The following is a 19855-nucleotide window of genomic DNA, read 5'->3' on the forward strand; positions in this document are numbered from 1 at the left end:
ATAACAGATGGGGTTTCACTGTAAAGTAAGAAAAATTACTTTTCCAAAACGACATTTGTTTTCCCGAAATACGCAGATAGTGCTTCAACACAGTCCGGATTTGGGTTGATGGAATAGCTATTTGCTAACTTGTATGTCTTTTTGCTTCCTTCATGATGAATAATAATCGGGGTACTTCCCGGATGAAGGCTTGCGATTCTGTTAATTTCCTGAAGTGCAATTTCACTATTTTCACCCGCTATTTTAATAAACAAACGCTTATCTTCCCCCGTTTTCAATTCGTTTTCGTCAAATGGTTGGATATCCGATAGTTGCCATTGAATACGATTATTCCTGGATTCAATTTTCCCATCTAACAGAATGATCATTTCTTCTTTAAGCCATGTATTGGAAGCGCGATATACTTCCGGAAAAACAACAGCTTCCATGTCACCCACCTCATCCCCAATCGTGATAAAAGCCATTGGATCCCCTCGTTTTGTTCGGATCGTCTTTATTGTTTGGACAATCGCTGCGCTCTTTATATTCCGTTTGCCAACTAAATTTTTGGCATGATTGATCGAAACATACCCATTGGCCCGAAGCTTGTTTCTATGCTCTTTTAACGGATGACTGGACACGTATATACCAAGAAGCTCTTTCTCGTCTGCTAATTTTTTCACTAAGCTAAAATCCTCCATGTCGACATAGCTTGTCTCAAGTTTGATTTGATCCTGAAATAAAGCTTGTTGATCATTAAATTCGCCAAAAAGCTCCCCTTGTTCCATCGCATGATCAGTGGATGCCAAAAGGCTTGCTCTGTTCGAATGCAGGTCATCAAAAGCCCCGGCCATGATAAGAAGTTCCAATGCAGCCCGGTTTACAGTTTTCAATGAAACACGCAAACAAAAGTCAAATAAATTTTTAAACGGACCCTGTTTACGGACGGTAATAATTTCTTTCATTACCTGGTTCCCGATTCCCTTGATGCTTATAAGACCCATCCGTATTTGCTTGCCTTCCACCGAAAACGTCCCATAACTTTTATTAATGGATGGTGGTTGGATGGTAAGATTTAAATCTTTCATCTCTTTCATATATGTGTTTACTTTATCCTGTTGATTAGCAACAGAGCTGAGCAGGGCGGCGAAGAAGTTGGCCGGATAATGTGCTTTTAAGTAGCTGAGCTGATACGAAATTTTACTATATGCCACAGCATGGCTTCGATTAAAACCATAATTGGAGAATTTCACAATCCAGTCAAAAATCTCTTGTGCTACCGATTTTTCATATCCATTTTTTGTGCAGCCATTAATAAAGGCGGCTCGTTGTTCATCCATCACGTCTTGCTGTTTTTTGCTAACGGCACGCCTGAGTATATCCGCTTTCCCGAGTGAAAATCCGGCAATATGACTTGCGATCTGCATGATTTGTTCCTGATAGACCAAAACACCGTATGTCTTCTCCAAGATAGGTTTCAAATCCGGGTGTGGATAGGTAACCTTCTCCCGCTCATATTTACGATTAATATAGGTTGGAATAAAATCCATCGGTCCGGGACGAAAAAGCGCGTTAACTGCTACAATGTCTTCAAATGTGGATGGTTTTAATTTTGTAAGTACATTCTTCATCCCTTGTGATTCCAGTTGAAAAATACCGTTTGTTTTCCCGGTCTGCAAAAGAGCGAATGTTTTCGAATCATTTTCCGGAATCATTTCCAGAGACAAATTTTTATTTCCTGTATGGTTTATCGATCGTATAATTCGCTCGAGTAATGTTAAATTGCGCAATCCTAGAAAGTCGATTTTTAATAACCCTAGCTCTTCAAGATCATTCATTGGATATTGTGTTAAATTCGTATCATTCGCTCCAATGGTTAGTGGAATATGCTCCATTAAAGGGTTCTCACTAATGACGACACCTGCTGCATGTGTAGAGATATGTCTTGGTAATCCTTCTAGCTTTGTTGCGACTCTAAATAATGCCTTCAATTTTCCCGATTGCTTCAAATAGTTCGTTAAGTCCTCAGATTGCTTGACAAGCTCTGCAATACGTTTATTCTGGGAAACTGGAATGTGCTTTAATATATAATCAGCATCCCTCTCGTCAACATCCATTGTTTTGATTAGCTCGCGAAGAATGGACCTGGCAGCAAACGTACCAAATGTGATAATTTGTGCTACATGTTCTTCTCCGTACTTACTCCGAACATAGTCAATCACCTCATCACGTCTATCATCTGAAAAGTCAATATCAATATCAGGCATGGTGAGTCGCTCTGGATTTAGAAAACGCTCAAACAGCAAATCATATTCAATCGGATCTACATCCGTTATCCCCAATACATATGCAACCAACGAACCTGCAGCAGATCCTCTTCCAGGTCCGACTAGTATATGATTCTCTTTTGCATAGTTAATAAAATCGGCAACGATCAAAAAGTAATCACTAAACTGCATGGATTGAATAATACTTAGTTCATAGCTTAAACGACCCGCAGCCTTTTCTGTATTTCCATCATATTTTTCATGCAAATTTTCCCAGCATATTTTTTCCAAATAGGTATGTGCATTCAATTCCTCCGGCACAGGGTAAGACGGGATCATACGCCGATTGAAGTCGAATGTTACATTGCATTTTTCCACAATAGCCTCTGCTTCTTTGATTACTTCCGGCCAAAAAGAGGAAAATAATTGCTCCATTTCGAAAGAGGAACGCAAATGTTTCTGACCCGCCTCGGTATCCGTGATCTGCATCTCCCAGCGATCCCCATTTTTCATTGCTTGTAGGCAATCATATGCGATATCATCCTTTTCGTTTAAATACCGAACGTCATTAATTGCAACAACAGGAATATTATACCTCTCATGAAAAGCCTTCAGTGGCTTTTGTATGCGCTGTTCATGTTCCATTCCATGATCTTGTACACCCAAATAAAAATCACCTTGTTGAACCAAATTCCTCCATTCACTTAGATAAGCCATCACGTTATCATGGTTTTCTGTTTCAAGTAAGGTTGCAAGCTTCCTATTAGTTGCTGGTAAAATACAAACGAGACCTTCTGCATAATCAAGAAGCTCTTCCACCCCGATACTTGTCATCCTAAGACGTTGCATGTGTGTACTAATTTTAACAAGTGATTGATAGCCTACATTTGATTTTGCCAATAGAATACAGGAATGCATGTCTTCTTGGTCATCCATTGTATGTACAACCATTCCAATGATTGGCTTTATTCCATTATTTTTACAAGCGTTATAAAAAGGTACCACTCCATATAGCACCTGTTCATCTGTAAGTGCCAATGCCTCGAAGTTTAAATCTTTAGCTTTCTCTATTAACTTGTCGATTGTAATCGTACTATTCATCAGGCTGTATCCACTTCTTACTTGTAAATGTGTGTATGCCATCGTATCCCGCCTTTTTCTTCTATATCTATTATAACAATCTACACGAGCCATGCACATGGAATGCTTGTTCAAAAAGTATCATAACTCGTCCTGTAGGTTCATAAAATGTAAGGAACATGCCTCTGGAAGGGGTGGAGCGCACATGGTCGATGAACGTTTTTTTGCTTCTTTTATTCATTGTTATTTTATTGCATTTGGTGTCATTATTGGCGGGGCTATCATTGGTAGTATTGGAGAATTTGCTACAGGCAATGCACCATTAACCTCCATTGGACGAATAGCTAGAAATTTACGTATATGGGCAATTGCAGCTGCAATTGGAGGCACATTTGATGCCATTGCCAATTTTGAAAGAGGCCTGTTTGATGGTTCAACTATGGATATATTTAAACAGGCATTGTTAATATTATCAGCCATGGGCGGCGTTAAAACGGCAATCACTTTACTGGAATGGCTCATCCAGGAGGATATCACCTAATGCATATTCCTCCTTATCATAAAAAGGCAACTTGGCAACGTTTTTTTATTGGAACTGTTATTGGTGCCATTCTATCCTATGGTGTTTATTTATATATCTATGGTTCTCTGTATGAACAACTTCTGGAAGAAAACCTTGAACTAGAAGCAGAAGTAACAGAATTAGAAAGGCAGAACGAAGCATTGACACAGGATAAAGAAGATTTAGATGAACAAACACAGCAGCCAATAACCGTGGAGACGATTGAAATAAACATTACGAACGACGAAGAGTTGCGACTTGATAGACTCATTGTTCATCAATTGGAAGACTTAATTAATGAAGAAATAAATCATCTGATCGGGGAAAACGTTACAATGATTGATGACAGTAGCCAGCTGTTACGCTCAAGTATTGAAAACAAGGGATTTACCGTTGATGATTTTACCTATTACTTTGAAGTAACCCAACTAACGGTTTCAAGAAATATGATTCTAACGGTTGAAGCAACACTTTCAAATGAACCGTAGCCAAGAATAAAATAATGCTGATTCCATACCTCAATATATGGAATCAGCATCCTTTATTTAGTAAAAGTTCTACATGCCTCATCTAAATCTTCAATAACAGCTTCTGTTTCTTCCCATGTTTCCACAGATGCCCCTGAAGCCATTGGATGTCCTCCACCATCGTATTTTGCAGCAATTCCATTAATGACCGGGCCTTTAGAACGAAGGCGTACCCGTATGACATCTTCTTCCTCCACAAAAATAACCCATGCTTGAATACCTTCAACATCACCTAGTGTACCGACCAGTTGTCCGGTTTCTGATGGGTTTAATCCGTATTCATCTAAAATTTCCTTCGTCAATGTAACGGAACTCATTCCTGACGTGGAAAGGGTAAAGTTCTGCAGGATATACCCTTTGAGCCTTGCAATATTGTCGTTTATATTATAGATGCCATCGTATAAAGTCGGACGGTCAAATTCAAATGATACCAGTTCTGAAGCGTATTGAAATGTTTTTTTCGTTGTACTAGGAAACAGGAATCTTCCCGTATCTCCGACAATACCAGCGTAAAGGAGACGCGCACTTACATTATTCATCTTAAAGCCCGCTTCCTTGCTATAAAGGTATAATTCGTAGATCATCTCACTTGTTGAGCTTGCATAGTCATCCACCCACAATATATCTCCAAACGGATCTACATTCGGGTGATGATCGATTTTTATCAGTTTCTCACCTAAAGAATAGCGTTCGTCTGAAATTCGTGGTGCATTTGCGGTATCACATGCTATTACAAGCGCATTTTCATATACCTGATCGTCTATTTGATCCATCCTTACCAAAAATGACAATGTCGGTTCTTCTTCTCCAACTGCATACACATTTTTATTTGGAAATGATTGTTTAATCATTTCTTTCAACCCGCCTTGAGACCCTAACGCATCTGGATCTGGCCTTACATGTCTATGTATAATAATTGTATCGTATTCTTCAATTGCTTGAATGATTTGTCTAATGCTCATTATTTTGCTCCTTATCTACTTTAATTGCTGGCTAAAATGATAAAAACAAGTTACAATAAGAACGAATATTACTTGATATTAGGAGAGATAATATGTTTATTTTCCCAATTATTATCGTACTTTCAGCTGTTTTATATGTATATTATAAAGTTGCCATTGTCAAAAGTGAAGATAGACTAACACAAGCCTACTTTAACGGAAAGTCCCGTCTATGTCTCGGTAGTTTAGTCTTCTTTTTCGGTATAAATCAGTACATTTTCTACCAAACAAGAATCTCTTTATTTATCGGTATCGTTTTTGTTCTACTTGGAGCCTTTCTCCTTTATGATGCTTTCAAAGAAGTAAAGCATTACCGGAAAGAATGGAAACGACTGAATGCATAAAAATCAATTGCCCCCTGAAAGCTGACTGTAGTATATAGTCAGCTTTTTACCGATAAATCAGCTGGGCCATGATTAATCCTTTCCCTACAATTCTTCGTTCATTATAAACTTCTACATCGATTTTAGCATACATACGACCAGCTTCCAGTATTTTTGGCTTTATGGTCAAATTACTATCTATCTGCACTGGTTTAATAAAAAATACCGTTAAATTCTCAACAACCATGTCGCCTTTTTTCCGGTACAATAGCAATCTGCTGCTGGCTTCTGTAATCAAGGCTGTGAAAACCCCGTATGACAGGGTCCCAAGCTGATTTGTCATTTGCGGGCTTACCACTGTTTGAAAGGCTTCCTCTTCTGATGCAACAAGATTCGCTGATACGATATCATCAATTGTCTCGCCGACTTGCGGTTGCCGCTGGATTTGCTGCAATGCTTTTAACACATCCTGTCTTGAAATGATTCCGAGTAATTTATCCGCTTGACCAACAACAGGAACAACTTCAATTCCTTCCCAAACCATCATATGTGCCACAGATGCGAGCGAAGTTTTTTCTTGTACAGCTAAAGGATTTTTACTCATTACCTTTTCGATTAGGGCATTACTGTCTTTACTGATAATATCCTTCGATGTCACCATACCGATAACTTGTTTTTTATCATCTACAACAGGAAATCTAGTGTGTGTTGACTGCTGATTCAGCTCATACCACTGTTTAATGGTATCTTTTGCATCTAAATAAAATGCTTCCTCGAAAGGCGTAAAAATATCTCCTACAAAAACGATTTCCTTCTTGATTAATTGGTCATAAATTGCCCGGTTAATCATTGTCGCAACCGTAAAGGAATCATAACTCGTTGATATGATTGGCAATTCTCTTTCATCAGCAAGACGTTTTATGTGATCTTCTGTATCAAAGCCACCTGTAATTAAAACTGCTGCACCTTCATTCAATGCTAATTCATGTGCTTTCACCCGGTTACCGACGATTAATAAAGAATCCGCTTCGGTATAGCGCATCATCGCATCCAGTTCCATCGCACCAATGACAAATTTATTTAGGGTTTTATGCAATCCTTCCCTCCCACCCAAAACTTGTCCATCAATAATATTAATCACTTCGGCAAATGTTAGCCGCTCGAAATTCTCTTTCTTCTTCCGCTCAATCCTAATTGTACCAACACGTTCGATTGTACTAACAATTCCTTGATTTTCTGCTTCCTTAATTGCACGATATGCTGTACCATCACTCACATTTAAATCTTTCGCAATTCCTCTTACAGATATCTTATTCCCTATCGGTAGGGCAATAATATGTTGGATAATCTGTTCATGTTTCGTTGCCAATTGTTGCCACCAACTTTCAAACTGTACTAGTATATGAATTACTGTTTATTATACAGTTGAGTTGGCATAAACTCAATCATTATCAGTTTGTCTTTGCCTTACATTTTCCTGTTCCATTACAGGAGGCTTCGTCATTTGTAAAAGTGTAGCAAAATTTGCACCAACCACTAATACAAAAAATGCAAGCCATCCACCCCAAAAAATCATCTCAATCGATGTTGAAGCCTCAGGTATCATTGGCCAAGCAAAATATAGAAAAAATCCAGCTAATAATAGTCGTAATATCGCGTAATGACGCAATGCAATCCCCTCCTTCATAGTTATTTTATGAAGAGAAGATATTTTTCAGAACTATTATTCTGCGAGTCATCTGGTTAAAAAAGGCTGAAATACCAGTTTAATAGGAAATCACCATAGAAATAGGTAAGGAGAGCAGCTACAACAATATATGGCCCAAAGGGGACCTGTTGCTTTCGGTTAATTATCTTAAATAAAAGCAGCATAATCCCAATAACCGCACCAATTATACATGATAGGAAAAAAGCTAATAAGACTTTCTCAATCCCTAGAACAACACCTAATAAGCCAAACAACTTCATATCCCCGGCACCCATACCACCACGACTAACTAGAATTATAAGCGCAATAATCGCAAAACCTATTAATCCCCCAGCAAACGCTGACCACCAAGGATCAAGCGGTTGAACAATCCGCATTAGGATAAAAAGCGGAAGGAAAAATAGGAGTACTTTGTTTGGGATCAACATGTATTTCACATCCGAAACTAGTATAATCACAAGCATGGAAACTAGTAATAGCGCTGTGATTAATTCCAGTTGCACTCCTATTATTGCATAGCTAGTTATGAACAAAAATCCTGTTGTTAATTCAATTACCGGGTATGTAGGTGATATCCTTCCACGACAATGCGTACATTTCCCCTGTTGAATGACGTATGATAGAACAGGGATTAGTTCATACCAGGATAATATGTGCCTGCACTCTGGGCAGAGCGACCTGTCATTGGAGAATGTCTGATTCTTGGGTACGCGCAGGCCTACTACATTGAAGAATGAGCCGAAGATGAGGCCGAATAAGAAAAAGAGTACTGCGAAAATTACATCCATGATTCTTGCTCCTCAGTTAAAATTTCATTGACTTTGGATTATTTGGTACTTTTATACTATTGTATCATTTTTGTTGTTTAAAATCATGAAGATTTTAAAAAGTGGGCTTGATTAAAATATCTCGCTCTCAAATCCATATTTTACGATAATTCTTTTATAAACCAAGCATCCATAGTATTATGCACTGAACCATCTAGTGGACGTTCAAGTTGTTGGAAACCGAATTGAGAGTAAAGGCGATTAGCTGTCTGAAGTTTCTCCATGGTTTCTAGGTAACAGTATGTATAATTCTCCTTGGCGAAATCGAGTGCTACTTTCATCAACCCCTTTGAGAGACCCATACCTTGAGCTTCGGGCGCAATATATAGCTTTTGCAGCTCGCCAACCCCCGTCATCCGTCCAAATGGTGCAATTCCTACACCTCCTACCACTACATCTTGTTTATTCACCGCCACCCAATACTTTGCATTAGGTTGTTGTTTGTAAAATTCTGCTAGACTGCTTAGTTGAGGGTCAAAATAGGCCGTTCCTGGAATGTTTAAGTCAAATGATTCCAATGAGCGTTTAATAATTTGCTCAATCATTTTATTGTCTTTTTCTTCAATTTCACGAATCTGCATTAGTCTATCCTCTTTTCTCAAATATTTAACTCAGGTTCATTTTTATAAAGCTAATTATTTATTTCCTATTGGCCTCCTGCAAATCCCCATTGGAATACCCTTGGAATTAATGATTTTTTTTAGATTCACAATAGCATTTCCTTGATAAACGGTTCCCATAATATGTTCTATTTTTTCGCTTTCTTCTTTACTTACTTTTTGCTTCATAATTATTCTTTGAAACCATTGAGTTATTTCTGTTGGGGAAACATTCCCAGCAATGGAAGAAAGGCGATCATATCCATGTAATACTTTTTCTTCTAAATCCACTTCTCCACCAGCATAAAAATATAAATCATTTTTATGCATACCGTTTTTAATCCGTTCCACTTTTTCTTTGTTGCCAGCATCTTTTATTCCAACCACTAAGTCTATCTTACTTAATTGAATAATACTTTCTTCTGATAAATCAAATCCAGTTCTTTTTGGATTGTTATATAAGATAGTAGGTTTATTACTAAGGTGCATAATCCTCTTTGTATAAACGAATGCTTCTTCTTGTGTCGGTATAACATACGGTGGATACCCAAGCATGATACCGGATATTTTTGTGTGTCGAATCTTTTCAGCCAATTCCTCTGCCTCTTTCTGTCTAAAGGAAGCCACACCAAATATGATTTCCATATTACGAATCAGTTCTTCTTCCAGTTCTAAACCGTGTATTATTTCAATTTTCTCTTGAAGGTTTAAACTATGCTGTTCACCAGTAGTTCCAGAGACGAGAACAGATTTTACTCCTTGTTTATACAAGTCTCTTATATGACTTATTGTCCCTTGTGTATTTAAGGATTCATCCTCAAAAAAAGCTGTTGGCACAGCAATATGAACTTTTTCTGTTAGCATTATGTGCTCCCCTTTATTCTTTTTATCTACTTAAACTAAACTGTCAGTTAGCATAAGAAGTAAAATTCATCCGTATAAGCATACCATTGTACATCATTATATAATTTTTTAATTGCTCTCTTTTTATGTCTTTGGTATTATCGAAATTTATTGCCATTAATTTTTTCCTCCTCAAAGATATTATTTTGAAGAGATGTTTCGTAATTTCTCCATGTTCTTAACCATCTCATATATTTTCATTATACATTATATTCCAATAGAAAAGATAGACCTTCACTTTTTAGCCCATATCTATCAATCCGATTATTTTTTCACTATTTAATCTTCCTAATTCACATACAGTGTTTTTTTCACGTGATGTTAGCACAACTACATAGACACAATCTCTTTACATTTTTCAAGAAATTGACAACATAATTAATGAAGCGTAAGGTCTATATGGGAAGCAAAATAAAGATAAATCTATTTTCTGCAGTTAATGAGAAAGGTGGGTTAAACGATGGCACAGGTAAATTTATCACTTAGACATAGACGTTTAATTGTTGCGATCGCACTGTCGGGTTCTTTTCTATCCGTCCTCACGCAATTTCTCCTGATTACAGCCTTTCCAAAAATCATGGCTGAATTTGAGATTAACGCAAGTGAAGTGCAGTGGTTAACCATTGGCTATATGTTAGCATTGGCCATTCTTATCCCTATTACGGCGTATTTGATTGATAGATTTAAAACAAGGACATTAATGATGAGCGCAATGACCCTGTTTTCTTTAGGTACGTTACTCGGTTTGTTTGCTCCTTCCTTTGAAGTGTTGCTTGCGGGACGAATCATCCAAGGAATGGGTTCCGGGATGATGATGCCATTGATGCAAACATTACTTTTTCTCGTTTATCCACGGGAAAAGCGAGGTTATGCGATGGGATTGGCTGGACTCGTTATTAATGTGGCACCTGCCATTGGCCCTCCGATATCCGGTGTGCTGCTTAATTATTTCCAGTGGCGCTCCTTGTTCCTCTTAACACTTCCAGTTGCGGCAGTGATTTTGCTGTTGATTTACGTCTTTATGCGCAATGTTACCCAGCAACGAGAGACACAAATTGACATTCTTTCTATACTGCTGTCAACTATTGGTTTTGGTGGCATTCTATACGGATTTAATTCAATAGAATCGACTGGAGTTTCTGGGGCAAGTACAATTATTAGCATAAGTATAGGCGTATTGTCACTTGGTTTATTTGTGGTAAGACAATTGCGGTTAAAGACACCGATCCTGGAATTGCGCGTGCTCAAAGTTCCACTTTTTGCTCTGGTTACAGTAATTTCTATATTTTCCTTCAGTTTGCTGATTTCAATTGAAACGATTTTACCTATGTATGTGCAAAACGCGCAGCAACTGCCAGCTTTACACGCGGGACTTGTCGTTACCCCTGGGGCGTTAACGCTTGCTTTGATGTCACTTTTTGCAGGAACATTGTACGATAAATACGGTGGCACAATCATAGCGATTATCGGTTTTGTTTTGCTATCTATCAGTACACTTTCATACCATTTTTTCCTTGGGTTAAACACATCTCTCGTTATCGTATCTATCTTATTCATGTTGGCCATGGCCGGCGTTGCTTTGATCAACATGCCGATTATGACCGCGGGTATAAACGCGCTGCCTGATGCTTTGGTTGCTCATGGAACAGCGATTATTAATACTGCTCGCCAATTCGGGGATCAATAGGTTTAACATTTATTATCTCTTTTATCACCAGTGCAAGCGCTGGATCCGACACGACATATTCGTTAAACTTCTTAACCGGAGTAAAAACCGCCTTTTTCGTTGCTTTTTTATTTGCCATTACAGGACTGTTGCTTTCTCTTTTATTGAGTAAAGAGAAATAATCTACTGGGTAAATAAAAAGTGAAAAGCCCAATTTCCCGTTAATTATTAGAGGGAAATTGGGCTTTTTTAATTCACAAAATGATTCTTCACGCACTTTCCTGATGTACCGTGGCTGCCTGGTTTTGTGCCCACTTTGGTTTCATATTAAAGACGATATTCAGGATAATAGCTGTTATGCTTCCTGCAACAATTCCATTGCTTGTCAAAATTTGAACACCTGATGGAAAGTGCTGAAACAATTCCGGTACGACCGTCACACCCATGCCCATGCCGACCGAACAAGCAACGATCATGGCGTTGCCCGTGGATTCTGAAATGACCCCATTCAGCATTTTTATCCCCTGGGCAATAACCATTCCGAACATGGCGATCATGGCACCACCCAACACGGCAGTCGGAATAATCGTTGTTATGGCAGCTATTTTTGGAATCAGCCCAAGCGCAACGAGCATCAAACCGGCGATCATGATGACACGGATCGATTTGACACCTGTCATCTGCATCAGACCAACATTTTGTGAAAAAGCTGTATACGGGAAAGCATTGAAAATCCCACCAAGGAAAATGGCCAGGCCTTCCGCACGATAGCCGTTAGAAAGATCCTCTTCTGACAAATCTTTTTCCACAATATCCCCCGTAGCAAAATAAACGCCTGTTGATTCAACAAGGGACACCATCGCCACCAAAATCATTGTGAGTATGGCAGACCATTCGAATGTCGGCATGCCAAAGTAGAATGGCTGAACGATATGGAATAATGATGCTTCCTGAACGGCTGAAAAATCAACTTTCCCCATAAACATCGCTGCAACCGTACCCGCTGTTAAACCGAGAAGAATCGCAACCGATCTGGTAAAACCTTTCGTAAAACGGTATAACAAAATAATGCAGACAAGCGTCCCAAAAGCCAGTGAAAGATTGGCCATTGATCCGAAATCAGCAGCACCTTCTCCCCCGCCCATATTGGTTATAGCAGTAGGGATCAATGTCAAACCGATAATCATAACAACAGTCCCTGTCACAATCGGTGGAAAAAAACGTACCAGTTTGCCAAAAAACTGGCTGATAACGAGAACGAATATACCGGAAACAATAATGGCACCGTATATGGCTGTTATCCCAAATTCACCGCCAATGGCAATCATCGGTCCAACTGCAGTGAATGTACAGCCGAGCACAACCGGCAAACCAATGCCAAAAAACCGATTACGGACAACCTGCAAAATCGTCGCCACACCGCACATAAAGATATCAATTGGTACAAGATATGTTAACTGCTCGGATGTTAAACCTAACGCCTCTCCCACAATTAACGGTACTAAAATTGCGCCAGCATACATCGCAAGCACATGCTGAAAACTTAAGGCAGCTGTTCTCATTGTGACAACACCTCCTTCGTTTGAAATGTGACTTGCCCATCAGACAGTGATTCTATAGCTGCCAATGACTCAACACGAATATCGTGTTTGCGCAGTACCTCGCGACCTTCCTGAAATCCTTTTTCAATGACAACCCCGATTCCTTCCAGCGCAGCACCGGATTGATCGATAATATTAACCATTCCTAGCGCTGCCTGACCGTTTGCCAGAATATCATCAATAATCAGGACCCTATCATGATCATCAAGATAATCTTTTGAAACAGCTATGTCATTTGCTTCTTGCTTGGTATACGAATAAACTTCTGCTGAATAAAGCTGTTCATGAAGTGTGAGTGATTTGTGTTTTCTTGCAAAAACCACTGGAACGCCCAAACTCAAGCCTGTCATAACAGCCGGTGCAATCCCGGATGATTCCAGGGTCAAGACTTTCGTAATACCGGAACCTGTGAATCGCTTGGAAAATTCCTCCCCAATCAATTGCATAAACGTTGGATCAACCTGATGATTCAGGAATGCATCCACCTTGATGACCGAATCAGATAATACCTTACCTTCTGTTAAAATTTTTTGCTTGAGTGAATTCATGCTGATCTCCTCCCTAAATAAAAAACCCGAAAAACAAGCTTCCACTCAACTATGAGGAAAGCAATGTTTTCCGGGTTTTATCAACGTAAACACCAAACTCAAGGCGTCCTGTGACGCCCTTCGTATAAGCATGTCCTTTTGGTCCAAAATCCGAACATTGTACAAAAGGTATCCGCCATCTTCCTGGCGTCAACCTTCTGTTTTGCTCCCTTTCATAGTCGGTTCATTTATGGTGGTGAACCGGTAGAAACTTGCGGGCCATATTCCCGCGATTATATGAAAATAGCTATTTAATTGATGTCTATTATAGCATCTCTCACGAAAAATACAACCCTTCAATTGAAAAATGATTTCTATCTAGTGCCATCTATTTTTCTGATTGACATATTTATGAAAATCATGTAGATTAATCAATAGACGAACAATTTTATTATAAAAATAATTATAATTCGTTTTTAGGAGTGTAATGATGGAAAATGTATTTGATTATGAAGATATTCAATTAATACCAGCCAAAAGTGTTGTCAGCAGCCGTTCCGAATGCGATACAACCGCCACCTTTGGCGGATATACGTTCAAGTTACCTGTCGTACCAGCGAATATGCAGACGATTATCGATGAGAAACTTGCCCAGAAATTAGCGGAAAACGGTTATTTCTATGTCATGCACCGTTTTGAACCGGAGAGGAGAGCCAATTTCGCGCGACATATGCAAGGGCAGGGTTTGATCGCGTCGATAAGTATCGGTGTCAAGGAGGAAGAATATAGATTTATACGCCAATTGGCTCAAGAACAGCTCAGTCCGGAATTCATAACCATTGACATCGCACACGGACATTCCGACGCTGTCATTCATATGATTCAGCATATAAAAAAACATTTGCCTGCAAGTTTCGTAATTGCCGGTAATGTTGGAACTCCCGAAGCAGTAAGGGAACTGGAACATGCCGGTGCAGATGCTACCAAAGTGGGCATTGGACCGGGGAAAGTGTGCATTACCAAACTGAAAACCGGATTTGGAACAGGTGGATGGCAGCTTGCTGCACTCAAATGGTGTGCCAAAGCAGCAAGCAAGCCTATCATCGCAGACGGAGGTGTCCGTACGCATGGGGATATCGCCAAATCCATCCGATTCGGCGCATCCATGGTGATGATTGGTTCTCTATTTGCCGGCCATGAGGAATCACCAGGTAAAACGATTGAAAAAGACGGTTATCAGTATAAGGAGTATTTCGGTTCAGCTTCCGAATATCAAAAAGGTGAGAAGAAATATGTGGAAGGTAAAAAGATGTATGTCGAGCATAAGGGGGCACTAAAAGATACACTGACTGAAATGGAGCAAGATCTTCAGTCAGCCATATCTTATGCTGGCGGTCTAGAATTGGAAGCCATCCGCTATGTTGATTATGTCGTTGTAAAAAATTCGATTTTAAACGATAACGCCTAGACTCCCCATCATACAAAAACCCGTGAGCCCAACCAGCTCACGGGTTTTTCTTACAATTCCATCGCTTCTCCAATTCGCATTGCTCTTCCTTGGCCGGTACTTACCTTCTTCGCGAAATCCTCTGCATCCTGTTCGATCACAGGGAATGTATTAAAATGAACCGGCACTACAACCTTCGCATCAATCCAATCAGCCGCGATTAGTGCGTCTTCCGGCCCCATTGTAAAGTTATCTCCAATTGGAACGAACGCTACGTCGATTTCATTCATTTCGCCAATTAACCTCAAGTCAGAAAACAGGCCAGTATCACCTACATGATAAACCGTTCTTCCATCAACGGTAAGCAATATCCCTGCTGGCATACCTGTATAGACAATTGTTCCGTCTTCTTCTGTAAAGGCAGATCCATGAAATGCCTGTGTTAATTTCACGCGACCAAAATCGAAGTCATGCTTCCCGCCAATATGCATTGGATGTGTGTTTAAACCTTGAGCCTCCAGATAGTTCGCCAGTTCATTCGGAGCTACAACTAATGCATCATTGCGTTTTGCAATTTCCACCGTGTCACCGACATGATCATTATGTCCATGTGTCAGTAAAATAACATCTGTTTTCACCGTGTCTGCATCTAAATCACATGCTTCATTTCCGGAAATAAATGGATCAATTAATATGGTGTGATTATTTGTTTCAACTCTTACTACAGAATGTCCATGATAAGATAATTTCACGTTAATCTCTCCTTACTACGAATATTTACTCTATTCTATACCCGATATTTTCCGTTTGTATGCCTATTTTTTATTCTTTTTCTTTTTTAGTTCAGCTAATTCTTTATCAACTTTATTTTCCTCAAGTGATTCAAACTCATCATCCAGTGTACGAGCAGCCTGCGAGAGGTCTTTTGTTGTTTCTGCTTCTGCCTCATATTCCAGGACTTTTTCCTCCATCCGTTCAAAGCCCTGTCTCGATTCGTCACTACCGATATTTGACATCGTTCTATTCATCTTCGTTTTTGTTTGTGCTGTTTCTGCACGTGCCTTTAAGGAGTCTTTTTTCAGTTTCATTTGGTTGTATTCTTTTTTCATTTCATCCAGTTTTTCTCTAATTTCATCCGAGTCATTTTTTGCATTGGTCCATGATTCATCTAATATGTTAAATTGTTTCTCATTTTCTGCTTTATCCTCTAGTGCCCGCCTGGCTAAATCATCATTACCTGCTTCTACTGCCTGTTCTGCTTGCTTTTGCCTTTTTTCCATCAATACTTTAGCATCATTGGCTTTACGTTTAAGCATTTTCTCATTCGCAATTTGTTTGGCAACAGCACCTTCTGCTTCTTGAATATCTTCTTCCATATCCCGCATGAACTGATCCAGCATTTTCACAGGATCTTCTGCTTTATCCAGCATGGCATTCAATTCCGAGCCTAAAACTGTTTTTATACGTCTAAAAAATTTAAACATGTAAAATCCTCCTTTAATTTGATTATACATTTTCTATCTAATACGGCTATTCCCTTTAAAAGGTTTCACTAAAATGAAATATTCAATCTATCTCTGTTATAATACTAGCATACATAAATTATGAGTGAGGGGCTTTACGTATGTCAAATCGAATAGATACATTATTGGAAGAGATGAAAAAGAATAATTTAGATGGAATGCTCATTACATCAACCGCAAATTTTTATTATTTGAGTGATTACTACACAGATCCGCATGAGCGATTAATTGCCGTTTATGTAAGCAATTCACTTGATCCATTATTAATTATACCCGCTATGGAAGTTGATGACGCGAAGAAAGCTGGTTGGAACTTTACTATTATTGGCTATCAAGATCACGAGAATCCATGGCAATTATTCGCAGATGTTTTACAAAAGAACGAAAAAATTCCAAAGGCGCTTGGTATTGAGCATGACCAAATTACACTGGAGCGTTATAAAGCAATCAAGCAAATTTTACCAAATACAGCTATTTCTGACGCACAAGAAACCTTAGCCAAACTGCGTGTTATTAAAAACAAAAAAGAATACACCCTGTTAAAACAGGCAGCAGAACTGGCAGATTTTGGTATAGAGACAGGGATTAAAGCTATTCGGGAAGGCGTTAGTGAACTGGAAGTTATTGCTGAAATCGAATATGAATTAAAGAAACAAGGCGTACAGCAAATGTCTTTTCAAACAATGGCATTATCAGGAAATCAAACAGCATCACCACATGGCACACCTTCCATGAAAAAAATAAGCAAAGGCGATTTAATCCTTTTTGATCTTGGGGTCGTTTTTGAAGGTTATTGTTCAGATATTTCAAGAACAGTTGCTTATAAATCGCTAACAGAAGCGCAGGAAAAAATTTATCATATCGTGTTAGCCGCCCAAGAAAAGGCAATTAAAGCATCACAACCTGGAACTTCAGTCGGCAACATTGATAAGGCTGCAAGAGATCATATCGACAAGGTCGGTTATGGCGACTATTTCACGCATCGGATAGGCCATGGTTTAGGCATTCAAACACATGAATATCCTTCGATGCATGGAAATAATGAATTATCGCTAAAGGCAGGCATGTGCTATACTATTGAGCCAGGTATTTATGTCCCTGAAACAGGCGGCGTCAGAATTGAAGACATGATTTTCATGACGGACAAAGGACCTGAAATTTTAACCAAGTCACCTAAAGCACTGCAAATTATAGAGTAATGGAAAAGAGCACCCTGGTGGTTACCCCCGAAAGTTAGATTTTCTACTCTAACTTTCGGGAGTCAGTACCCCTTTATGGTGCTCCTTTTTAACTCCTATTTCTGTAATAGTGCCTTTACATCTTCAAATTCCACATCATGGGCCTCTGCAACAGCCTTATGGGTGACATATCCATCTAATGTATTAATACCTTTTAATAATGTTTCATTATCCAAACAAGCCTGCATGTAGCCTTTGTTAGCTAATTGCAGGGCATAAGGAACTGTTACATTAGCCAAACCAATTGTTGCTGTTTGTGGTACTGCCCCTGGAATATTTGCCACACAGTAGTGCAGAACCCCATGTTTTGTAAATGTTGGATCATCATGTGTTGTAATACGATCACTCGTTTCAAAATTTCCGCCCTGATCGATGGCTACATCTACTATGACAGAACCTTTCTCCATTGTTTTTATCATTTCTTCTGTAACCAATTGCGGCGCTTTTGCCCCGGCAATTAACACAGATCCAATTACAAGATCTGAATCAGCCACAGCCTCACCAATATTCATCGGGTTTGACATTAATGTATTAATCGAAGAACCAAAGAGATCATCTAATTGACGTAACCGTTCCGGATTTAAATCAATGATAGTTACATCCGCACCTAAACCGACAGCAATTTTCGCCGTATTCGTCCCAACTACACCGCCACCAATGATGGTTACTTTACTCCGCTTAACGCCTGGAATAGCAGCTAGAAGTGCACCTTTTCCTCCCTTAGGCTTTTCTAAAAATTGGGTACCAACTTGCGCAGCCATACGCCCTGCAACTTCACTCATCGGTGTTAATAATGGTAATGATCCATCTGGTAATTGAACGGTTTCATACGCGATGCCGATAACCTTTTTATCCATCATTGCTTTCGTAAGTTCTGGTTCAGCCGCTAAATGTAAGTACGTAAATAAAATAAGACCTTCATAAAAATAATCGTATTCCTCGGCGAGTGGCTCTTTTACCTTCATCACCATTTCTTGTCCCCATGTCTCTTTTGCTGTTGATGTGATAGTAGCTCCAGCATCTTCATATTGCTGATCTGTAAACCCTGATCCGAGTCCTGCTCCCGTCTCTACATAGACATGATGTCCGGCTTCTTTTAACGTTAAAACACCGGATGGTGCCATCGCTACCCTGTTTTCATTGTTTTTAATCTCTCTAGGCACACCTATTCTCAATTAAATACCTCCTTGTTCTATGTAATTTTTAAAAAATGTAACTTGTATTCACTTTCATTGTATCAAAACCCCATTTAAAAAGCACGATTATAATTATATGAATAATGGAAGGAAAATTGACCCATCCTATTGACAGGGTGGGTCATGATTGGACTAATTTTTCCGGTTATTATACGTGTGTATATTCTTATTATTGTTTAACTGGTCAATGACACCACTTTGGTAACTTTCATTCAATTGGTTTTGAACAGCGGCAATACCTTGTTTATCTTCCATAAGATTTTCCCGTTTCGTATCCTTTTTAGACAAAAATATCACCTCCATTTATAGTGTGTCCAAAAATCTGTAACAATGTTTTAATTTATTTTTCCAAAAACTGATTGTCGCACCTAAAAAAAGGGTATATAATTAATATAAGGGGGAGATCAAAATGGAATATAATGATATTATTGTTGCTGTTGACGGATCGGAAGCATCTGAAAAGGCTTTTACTAAATCACTGGACATCGTCAAACGTAATAATGCACGACTTATTCTTGCCCATGTAGTTGATTCCCGTACGTTTGCCACGGCAGAAGCATATGACCGTACACTTGCAGAGCGATCTGAGAATCATGCGAAGGAACTGCTGGATAGTTATGTGGATAATGCCAAATCGGCAGGTATAGAAAATATTGTTAAATGTATCGAGTACGGATCGCCGAAAATAAAAATCGCGAAAGACATTGCCGGGGATTTTGGCGCGGATTTGATTATCTGTGGTGCAACTGGTATGAATGCTGTGGAACGGTTTCTAATCGGTAGTGTCTCTGAAAGTATAACCAGATATGCAACCTGTGATGTTTTAGTTATACGTTAGCTGGAGCTATTTCATCTCTCTAAATTAAAAAGGTTTTGCAATG

At 39.1% G+C, this 19855-nt stretch carries 21 protein-coding genes and 1 riboswitch; of the genes, 7 read left to right on the forward strand and 14 right to left on the reverse strand.

Going from position 1 to position 19855, the window contains the following annotated elements; all coding sequences use genetic code 11:
* Positions 1 to 35 precede the first annotated feature (35 nt).
* Entirely contained in the window at positions 36 to 3389 is a 3354-nt protein-coding gene (dnaE, locus tag KFZ58_RS11545; protein WP_235791455.1) for a DNA polymerase III subunit alpha, read from the reverse strand.
* Between the two features lie 142 nt (positions 3390 to 3531).
* On the opposite strand from dnaE, the gene ytrH reads away from it, so the two are divergent.
* On the forward strand, positions 3532 to 3867 hold the full coding sequence (gene ytrH, locus KFZ58_RS11550) for a sporulation membrane protein YtrH (protein ID WP_235791456.1): 336 nt from the start codon (positions 3532 to 3534) through the stop codon (positions 3865 to 3867).
* A complete protein-coding gene (ytrI, locus tag KFZ58_RS11555; protein ID WP_235791457.1) occupies positions 3867 to 4376 on the forward strand; it encodes a sporulation membrane protein YtrI in 510 nt (169 codons plus the stop codon). Before ytrH ends, ytrI begins: the two co-directional genes overlap by 1 nt.
* A 53-nt stretch (positions 4377 to 4429) precedes the next feature.
* Here ytrI and KFZ58_RS11560 read toward each other — a convergent pair whose 3' ends face one another.
* Positions 4430 to 5377 (reverse strand): DHH family phosphoesterase, encoded by a 948-nt coding sequence (locus KFZ58_RS11560; protein WP_235791458.1) that lies wholly within the window; start codon positions 5375 to 5377, stop codon positions 4430 to 4432.
* Between the two features lie 92 nt (positions 5378 to 5469).
* On the opposite strand from KFZ58_RS11560, the gene KFZ58_RS11565 reads away from it, so the two are divergent.
* A complete protein-coding gene (locus KFZ58_RS11565; RefSeq protein WP_235791459.1) occupies positions 5470 to 5760 on the forward strand; it encodes a YtpI family protein in 291 nt (96 codons plus the stop codon).
* Positions 5761 to 5806: 46 nt separating this feature from the next.
* On the opposite strand, the gene KFZ58_RS11570 is transcribed toward KFZ58_RS11565, so the two are convergent.
* The 5 genes from KFZ58_RS11570 to KFZ58_RS11590 form a co-directional block, all read right to left on the reverse strand.
* On the reverse strand, positions 5807 to 7108 hold the full coding sequence (locus tag KFZ58_RS11570) for a DRTGG domain-containing protein (protein WP_235791460.1): 1302 nt from the start codon (positions 7106 to 7108) through the stop codon (positions 5807 to 5809).
* Positions 7109 to 7180: 72 nt separating this feature from the next.
* Positions 7181 to 7408 (reverse strand): hypothetical protein, encoded by a 228-nt coding sequence (locus KFZ58_RS11575; RefSeq protein ID WP_235791461.1) that lies wholly within the window; start codon positions 7406 to 7408, stop codon positions 7181 to 7183.
* A gap of 74 nt (positions 7409 to 7482) precedes the next feature.
* The gene (locus KFZ58_RS11580; RefSeq protein ID WP_235791462.1) at positions 7483 to 8235 is read right to left on the reverse strand and encodes a prepilin peptidase; all 753 of its coding nucleotides are present in this window, start codon (positions 8233 to 8235) and stop codon (positions 7483 to 7485) included.
* A gap of 140 nt (positions 8236 to 8375) precedes the next feature.
* On the reverse strand, positions 8376 to 8855 hold the full coding sequence (locus tag KFZ58_RS11585; RefSeq protein ID WP_235791463.1) for a GNAT family N-acetyltransferase: 480 nt from the start codon (positions 8853 to 8855) through the stop codon (positions 8376 to 8378).
* A 54-nt stretch (positions 8856 to 8909) separates the two neighbouring features.
* Positions 8910 to 9737, reverse strand: coding sequence for a dihydrodipicolinate synthase family protein (locus KFZ58_RS11590; protein WP_235791464.1), 828 nt, complete (start codon positions 9735 to 9737; stop codon positions 8910 to 8912).
* Between the two features lie 499 nt (positions 9738 to 10236).
* On the opposite strand from KFZ58_RS11590, the gene KFZ58_RS11595 reads away from it, so the two are divergent.
* Positions 10237 to 11463 carry a DHA2 family efflux MFS transporter permease subunit gene (locus KFZ58_RS11595; RefSeq protein ID WP_235791465.1) on the forward strand — a complete coding sequence of 409 codons (1227 nt, stop codon included), beginning with the start codon at positions 10237 to 10239 and terminating at the stop codon, positions 11461 to 11463.
* Here KFZ58_RS11595 and KFZ58_RS11600 read toward each other — a convergent pair.
* Genes KFZ58_RS11600 through KFZ58_RS11610 form a run of 3 tightly spaced genes read right to left on the reverse strand, consistent with a single transcriptional unit; the run spans position 11432 to position 13591 of the window.
* Positions 11432 to 11719 (reverse strand): hypothetical protein, encoded by a 288-nt coding sequence (locus tag KFZ58_RS11600; RefSeq protein WP_235791466.1) that lies wholly within the window; start codon positions 11717 to 11719, stop codon positions 11432 to 11434. The genes KFZ58_RS11595 and KFZ58_RS11600 overlap by 32 nt on opposite strands.
* A complete protein-coding gene (locus KFZ58_RS11605; protein ID WP_235791467.1) occupies positions 11712 to 13004 on the reverse strand; it encodes a nucleobase:cation symporter-2 family protein in 1293 nt (430 codons plus the stop codon). Before KFZ58_RS11605 ends, KFZ58_RS11600 begins: the two co-directional genes overlap by 8 nt.
* Positions 13001 to 13591 (reverse strand): xanthine phosphoribosyltransferase, encoded by a 591-nt coding sequence (locus KFZ58_RS11610; RefSeq protein ID WP_235791468.1) that lies wholly within the window; start codon positions 13589 to 13591, stop codon positions 13001 to 13003. The genes KFZ58_RS11605 and KFZ58_RS11610 overlap by 4 nt, the downstream gene beginning before the upstream one ends.
* Before the next feature lie 195 nt (positions 13592 to 13786).
* Positions 13787 to 13891, reverse strand: a riboswitch (purine riboswitch).
* 169 nt (positions 13892 to 14060) lie between these two features.
* Between KFZ58_RS11610 and guaC the strand changes: the two genes are divergently transcribed.
* Positions 14061 to 15038: a GMP reductase gene (gene guaC / locus KFZ58_RS11615; protein ID WP_304956797.1), complete on the forward strand. Its 978-nt coding sequence runs from the start codon at positions 14061 to 14063 to the stop codon at positions 15036 to 15038.
* A gap of 50 nt (positions 15039 to 15088) precedes the next feature.
* On the opposite strand, the gene KFZ58_RS11620 is transcribed toward guaC, so the two are convergent.
* Complete coding sequence (locus KFZ58_RS11620; RefSeq protein ID WP_235791470.1) at positions 15089 to 15769, reverse strand: metal-dependent hydrolase; 681 nt, start codon at positions 15767 to 15769, stop codon at positions 15089 to 15091.
* Between the two features lie 63 nt (positions 15770 to 15832).
* Positions 15833 to 16501 (reverse strand): PspA/IM30 family protein, encoded by a 669-nt coding sequence (locus tag KFZ58_RS11625; RefSeq protein WP_235791471.1) that lies wholly within the window; start codon positions 16499 to 16501, stop codon positions 15833 to 15835.
* Positions 16502 to 16641: 140 nt separating this feature from the next.
* Here KFZ58_RS11625 and KFZ58_RS11630 point away from each other — a divergent pair, with 140 nt between their 5' ends.
* A complete protein-coding gene (locus tag KFZ58_RS11630; RefSeq protein ID WP_235791472.1) occupies positions 16642 to 17739 on the forward strand; it encodes a M24 family metallopeptidase in 1098 nt (365 codons plus the stop codon).
* 95 nt (positions 17740 to 17834) lie between these two features.
* Here the strand turns inward: KFZ58_RS11630 and ald are convergent, their stop codons facing one another.
* On the reverse strand, positions 17835 to 18953 hold the full coding sequence (gene ald, locus KFZ58_RS11635) for an alanine dehydrogenase (RefSeq protein ID WP_235791473.1): 1119 nt from the start codon (positions 18951 to 18953) through the stop codon (positions 17835 to 17837).
* A gap of 153 nt (positions 18954 to 19106) precedes the next feature.
* The gene (locus KFZ58_RS11640) at positions 19107 to 19262 is read right to left on the reverse strand and encodes a hypothetical protein (protein ID WP_235791474.1); all 156 of its coding nucleotides are present in this window, start codon (positions 19260 to 19262) and stop codon (positions 19107 to 19109) included.
* Between the two features lie 121 nt (positions 19263 to 19383).
* Here KFZ58_RS11640 and KFZ58_RS11645 point away from each other — a divergent pair, with 121 nt between their 5' ends.
* Entirely contained in the window at positions 19384 to 19812 is a 429-nt protein-coding gene (locus KFZ58_RS11645) for a universal stress protein (protein WP_235791475.1), read from the forward strand.
* Positions 19813 to 19855: the final 43 nt, after the last annotated feature.

Origin of the sequence: Virgibacillus sp. NKC19-16 (assembly GCF_021560035.1) — a bacterium.
Taxonomy (GTDB): domain Bacteria; phylum Bacillota; class Bacilli; order Bacillales; family Amphibacillaceae; genus Virgibacillus_L; species Virgibacillus_L salidurans.

What these genes read in the sequence shown, in the direction of transcription:
- dnaE (WP_235791455.1), bottom strand. Translation starts at nt 3,389, where the DNA reads ATGGCATACACACATTTACAAGTAAGAAGTGGATACAGCCTGATGAAT.
- ytrH (WP_235791456.1), top strand. Translation starts at nt 3,532, where the DNA reads ATGGTCGATGAACGTTTTTTTGCTTCTTTTATTCATTGTTATTTTATT.
- ytrI (WP_235791457.1), top strand. Translation starts at nt 3,867, where the DNA reads ATGCATATTCCTCCTTATCATAAAAAGGCAACTTGGCAACGTTTTTTT.
- KFZ58_RS11560 (WP_235791458.1), bottom strand. Translation starts at nt 5,377, where the DNA reads ATGAGCATTAGACAAATCATTCAAGCAATTGAAGAATACGATACAATT.
- KFZ58_RS11565 (WP_235791459.1), top strand. Translation starts at nt 5,470, where the DNA reads ATGTTTATTTTCCCAATTATTATCGTACTTTCAGCTGTTTTATATGTA.
- KFZ58_RS11580 (WP_235791462.1), bottom strand. Translation starts at nt 8,235, where the DNA reads ATGGATGTAATTTTCGCAGTACTCTTTTTCTTATTCGGCCTCATCTTC.
- KFZ58_RS11585 (WP_235791463.1), bottom strand. Translation starts at nt 8,855, where the DNA reads ATGCAGATTCGTGAAATTGAAGAAAAAGACAATAAAATGATTGAGCAA.
- KFZ58_RS11590 (WP_235791464.1), bottom strand. Translation starts at nt 9,737, where the DNA reads ATGCTAACAGAAAAAGTTCATATTGCTGTGCCAACAGCTTTTTTTGAG.
- KFZ58_RS11595 (WP_235791465.1), top strand. Translation starts at nt 10,237, where the DNA reads ATGGCACAGGTAAATTTATCACTTAGACATAGACGTTTAATTGTTGCG.
- KFZ58_RS11605 (WP_235791467.1), bottom strand. Translation starts at nt 13,004, where the DNA reads ATGAGAACAGCTGCCTTAAGTTTTCAGCATGTGCTTGCGATGTATGCT.
- KFZ58_RS11610 (WP_235791468.1), bottom strand. Translation starts at nt 13,591, where the DNA reads ATGAATTCACTCAAGCAAAAAATTTTAACAGAAGGTAAGGTATTATCT.
- guaC (WP_304956797.1), top strand. Translation starts at nt 14,061, where the DNA reads ATGGAAAATGTATTTGATTATGAAGATATTCAATTAATACCAGCCAAA.
- KFZ58_RS11625 (WP_235791471.1), bottom strand. Translation starts at nt 16,501, where the DNA reads ATGTTTAAATTTTTTAGACGTATAAAAACAGTTTTAGGCTCGGAATTG.
- KFZ58_RS11630 (WP_235791472.1), top strand. Translation starts at nt 16,642, where the DNA reads ATGTCAAATCGAATAGATACATTATTGGAAGAGATGAAAAAGAATAAT.
- KFZ58_RS11645 (WP_235791475.1), top strand. Translation starts at nt 19,384, where the DNA reads ATGGAATATAATGATATTATTGTTGCTGTTGACGGATCGGAAGCATCT.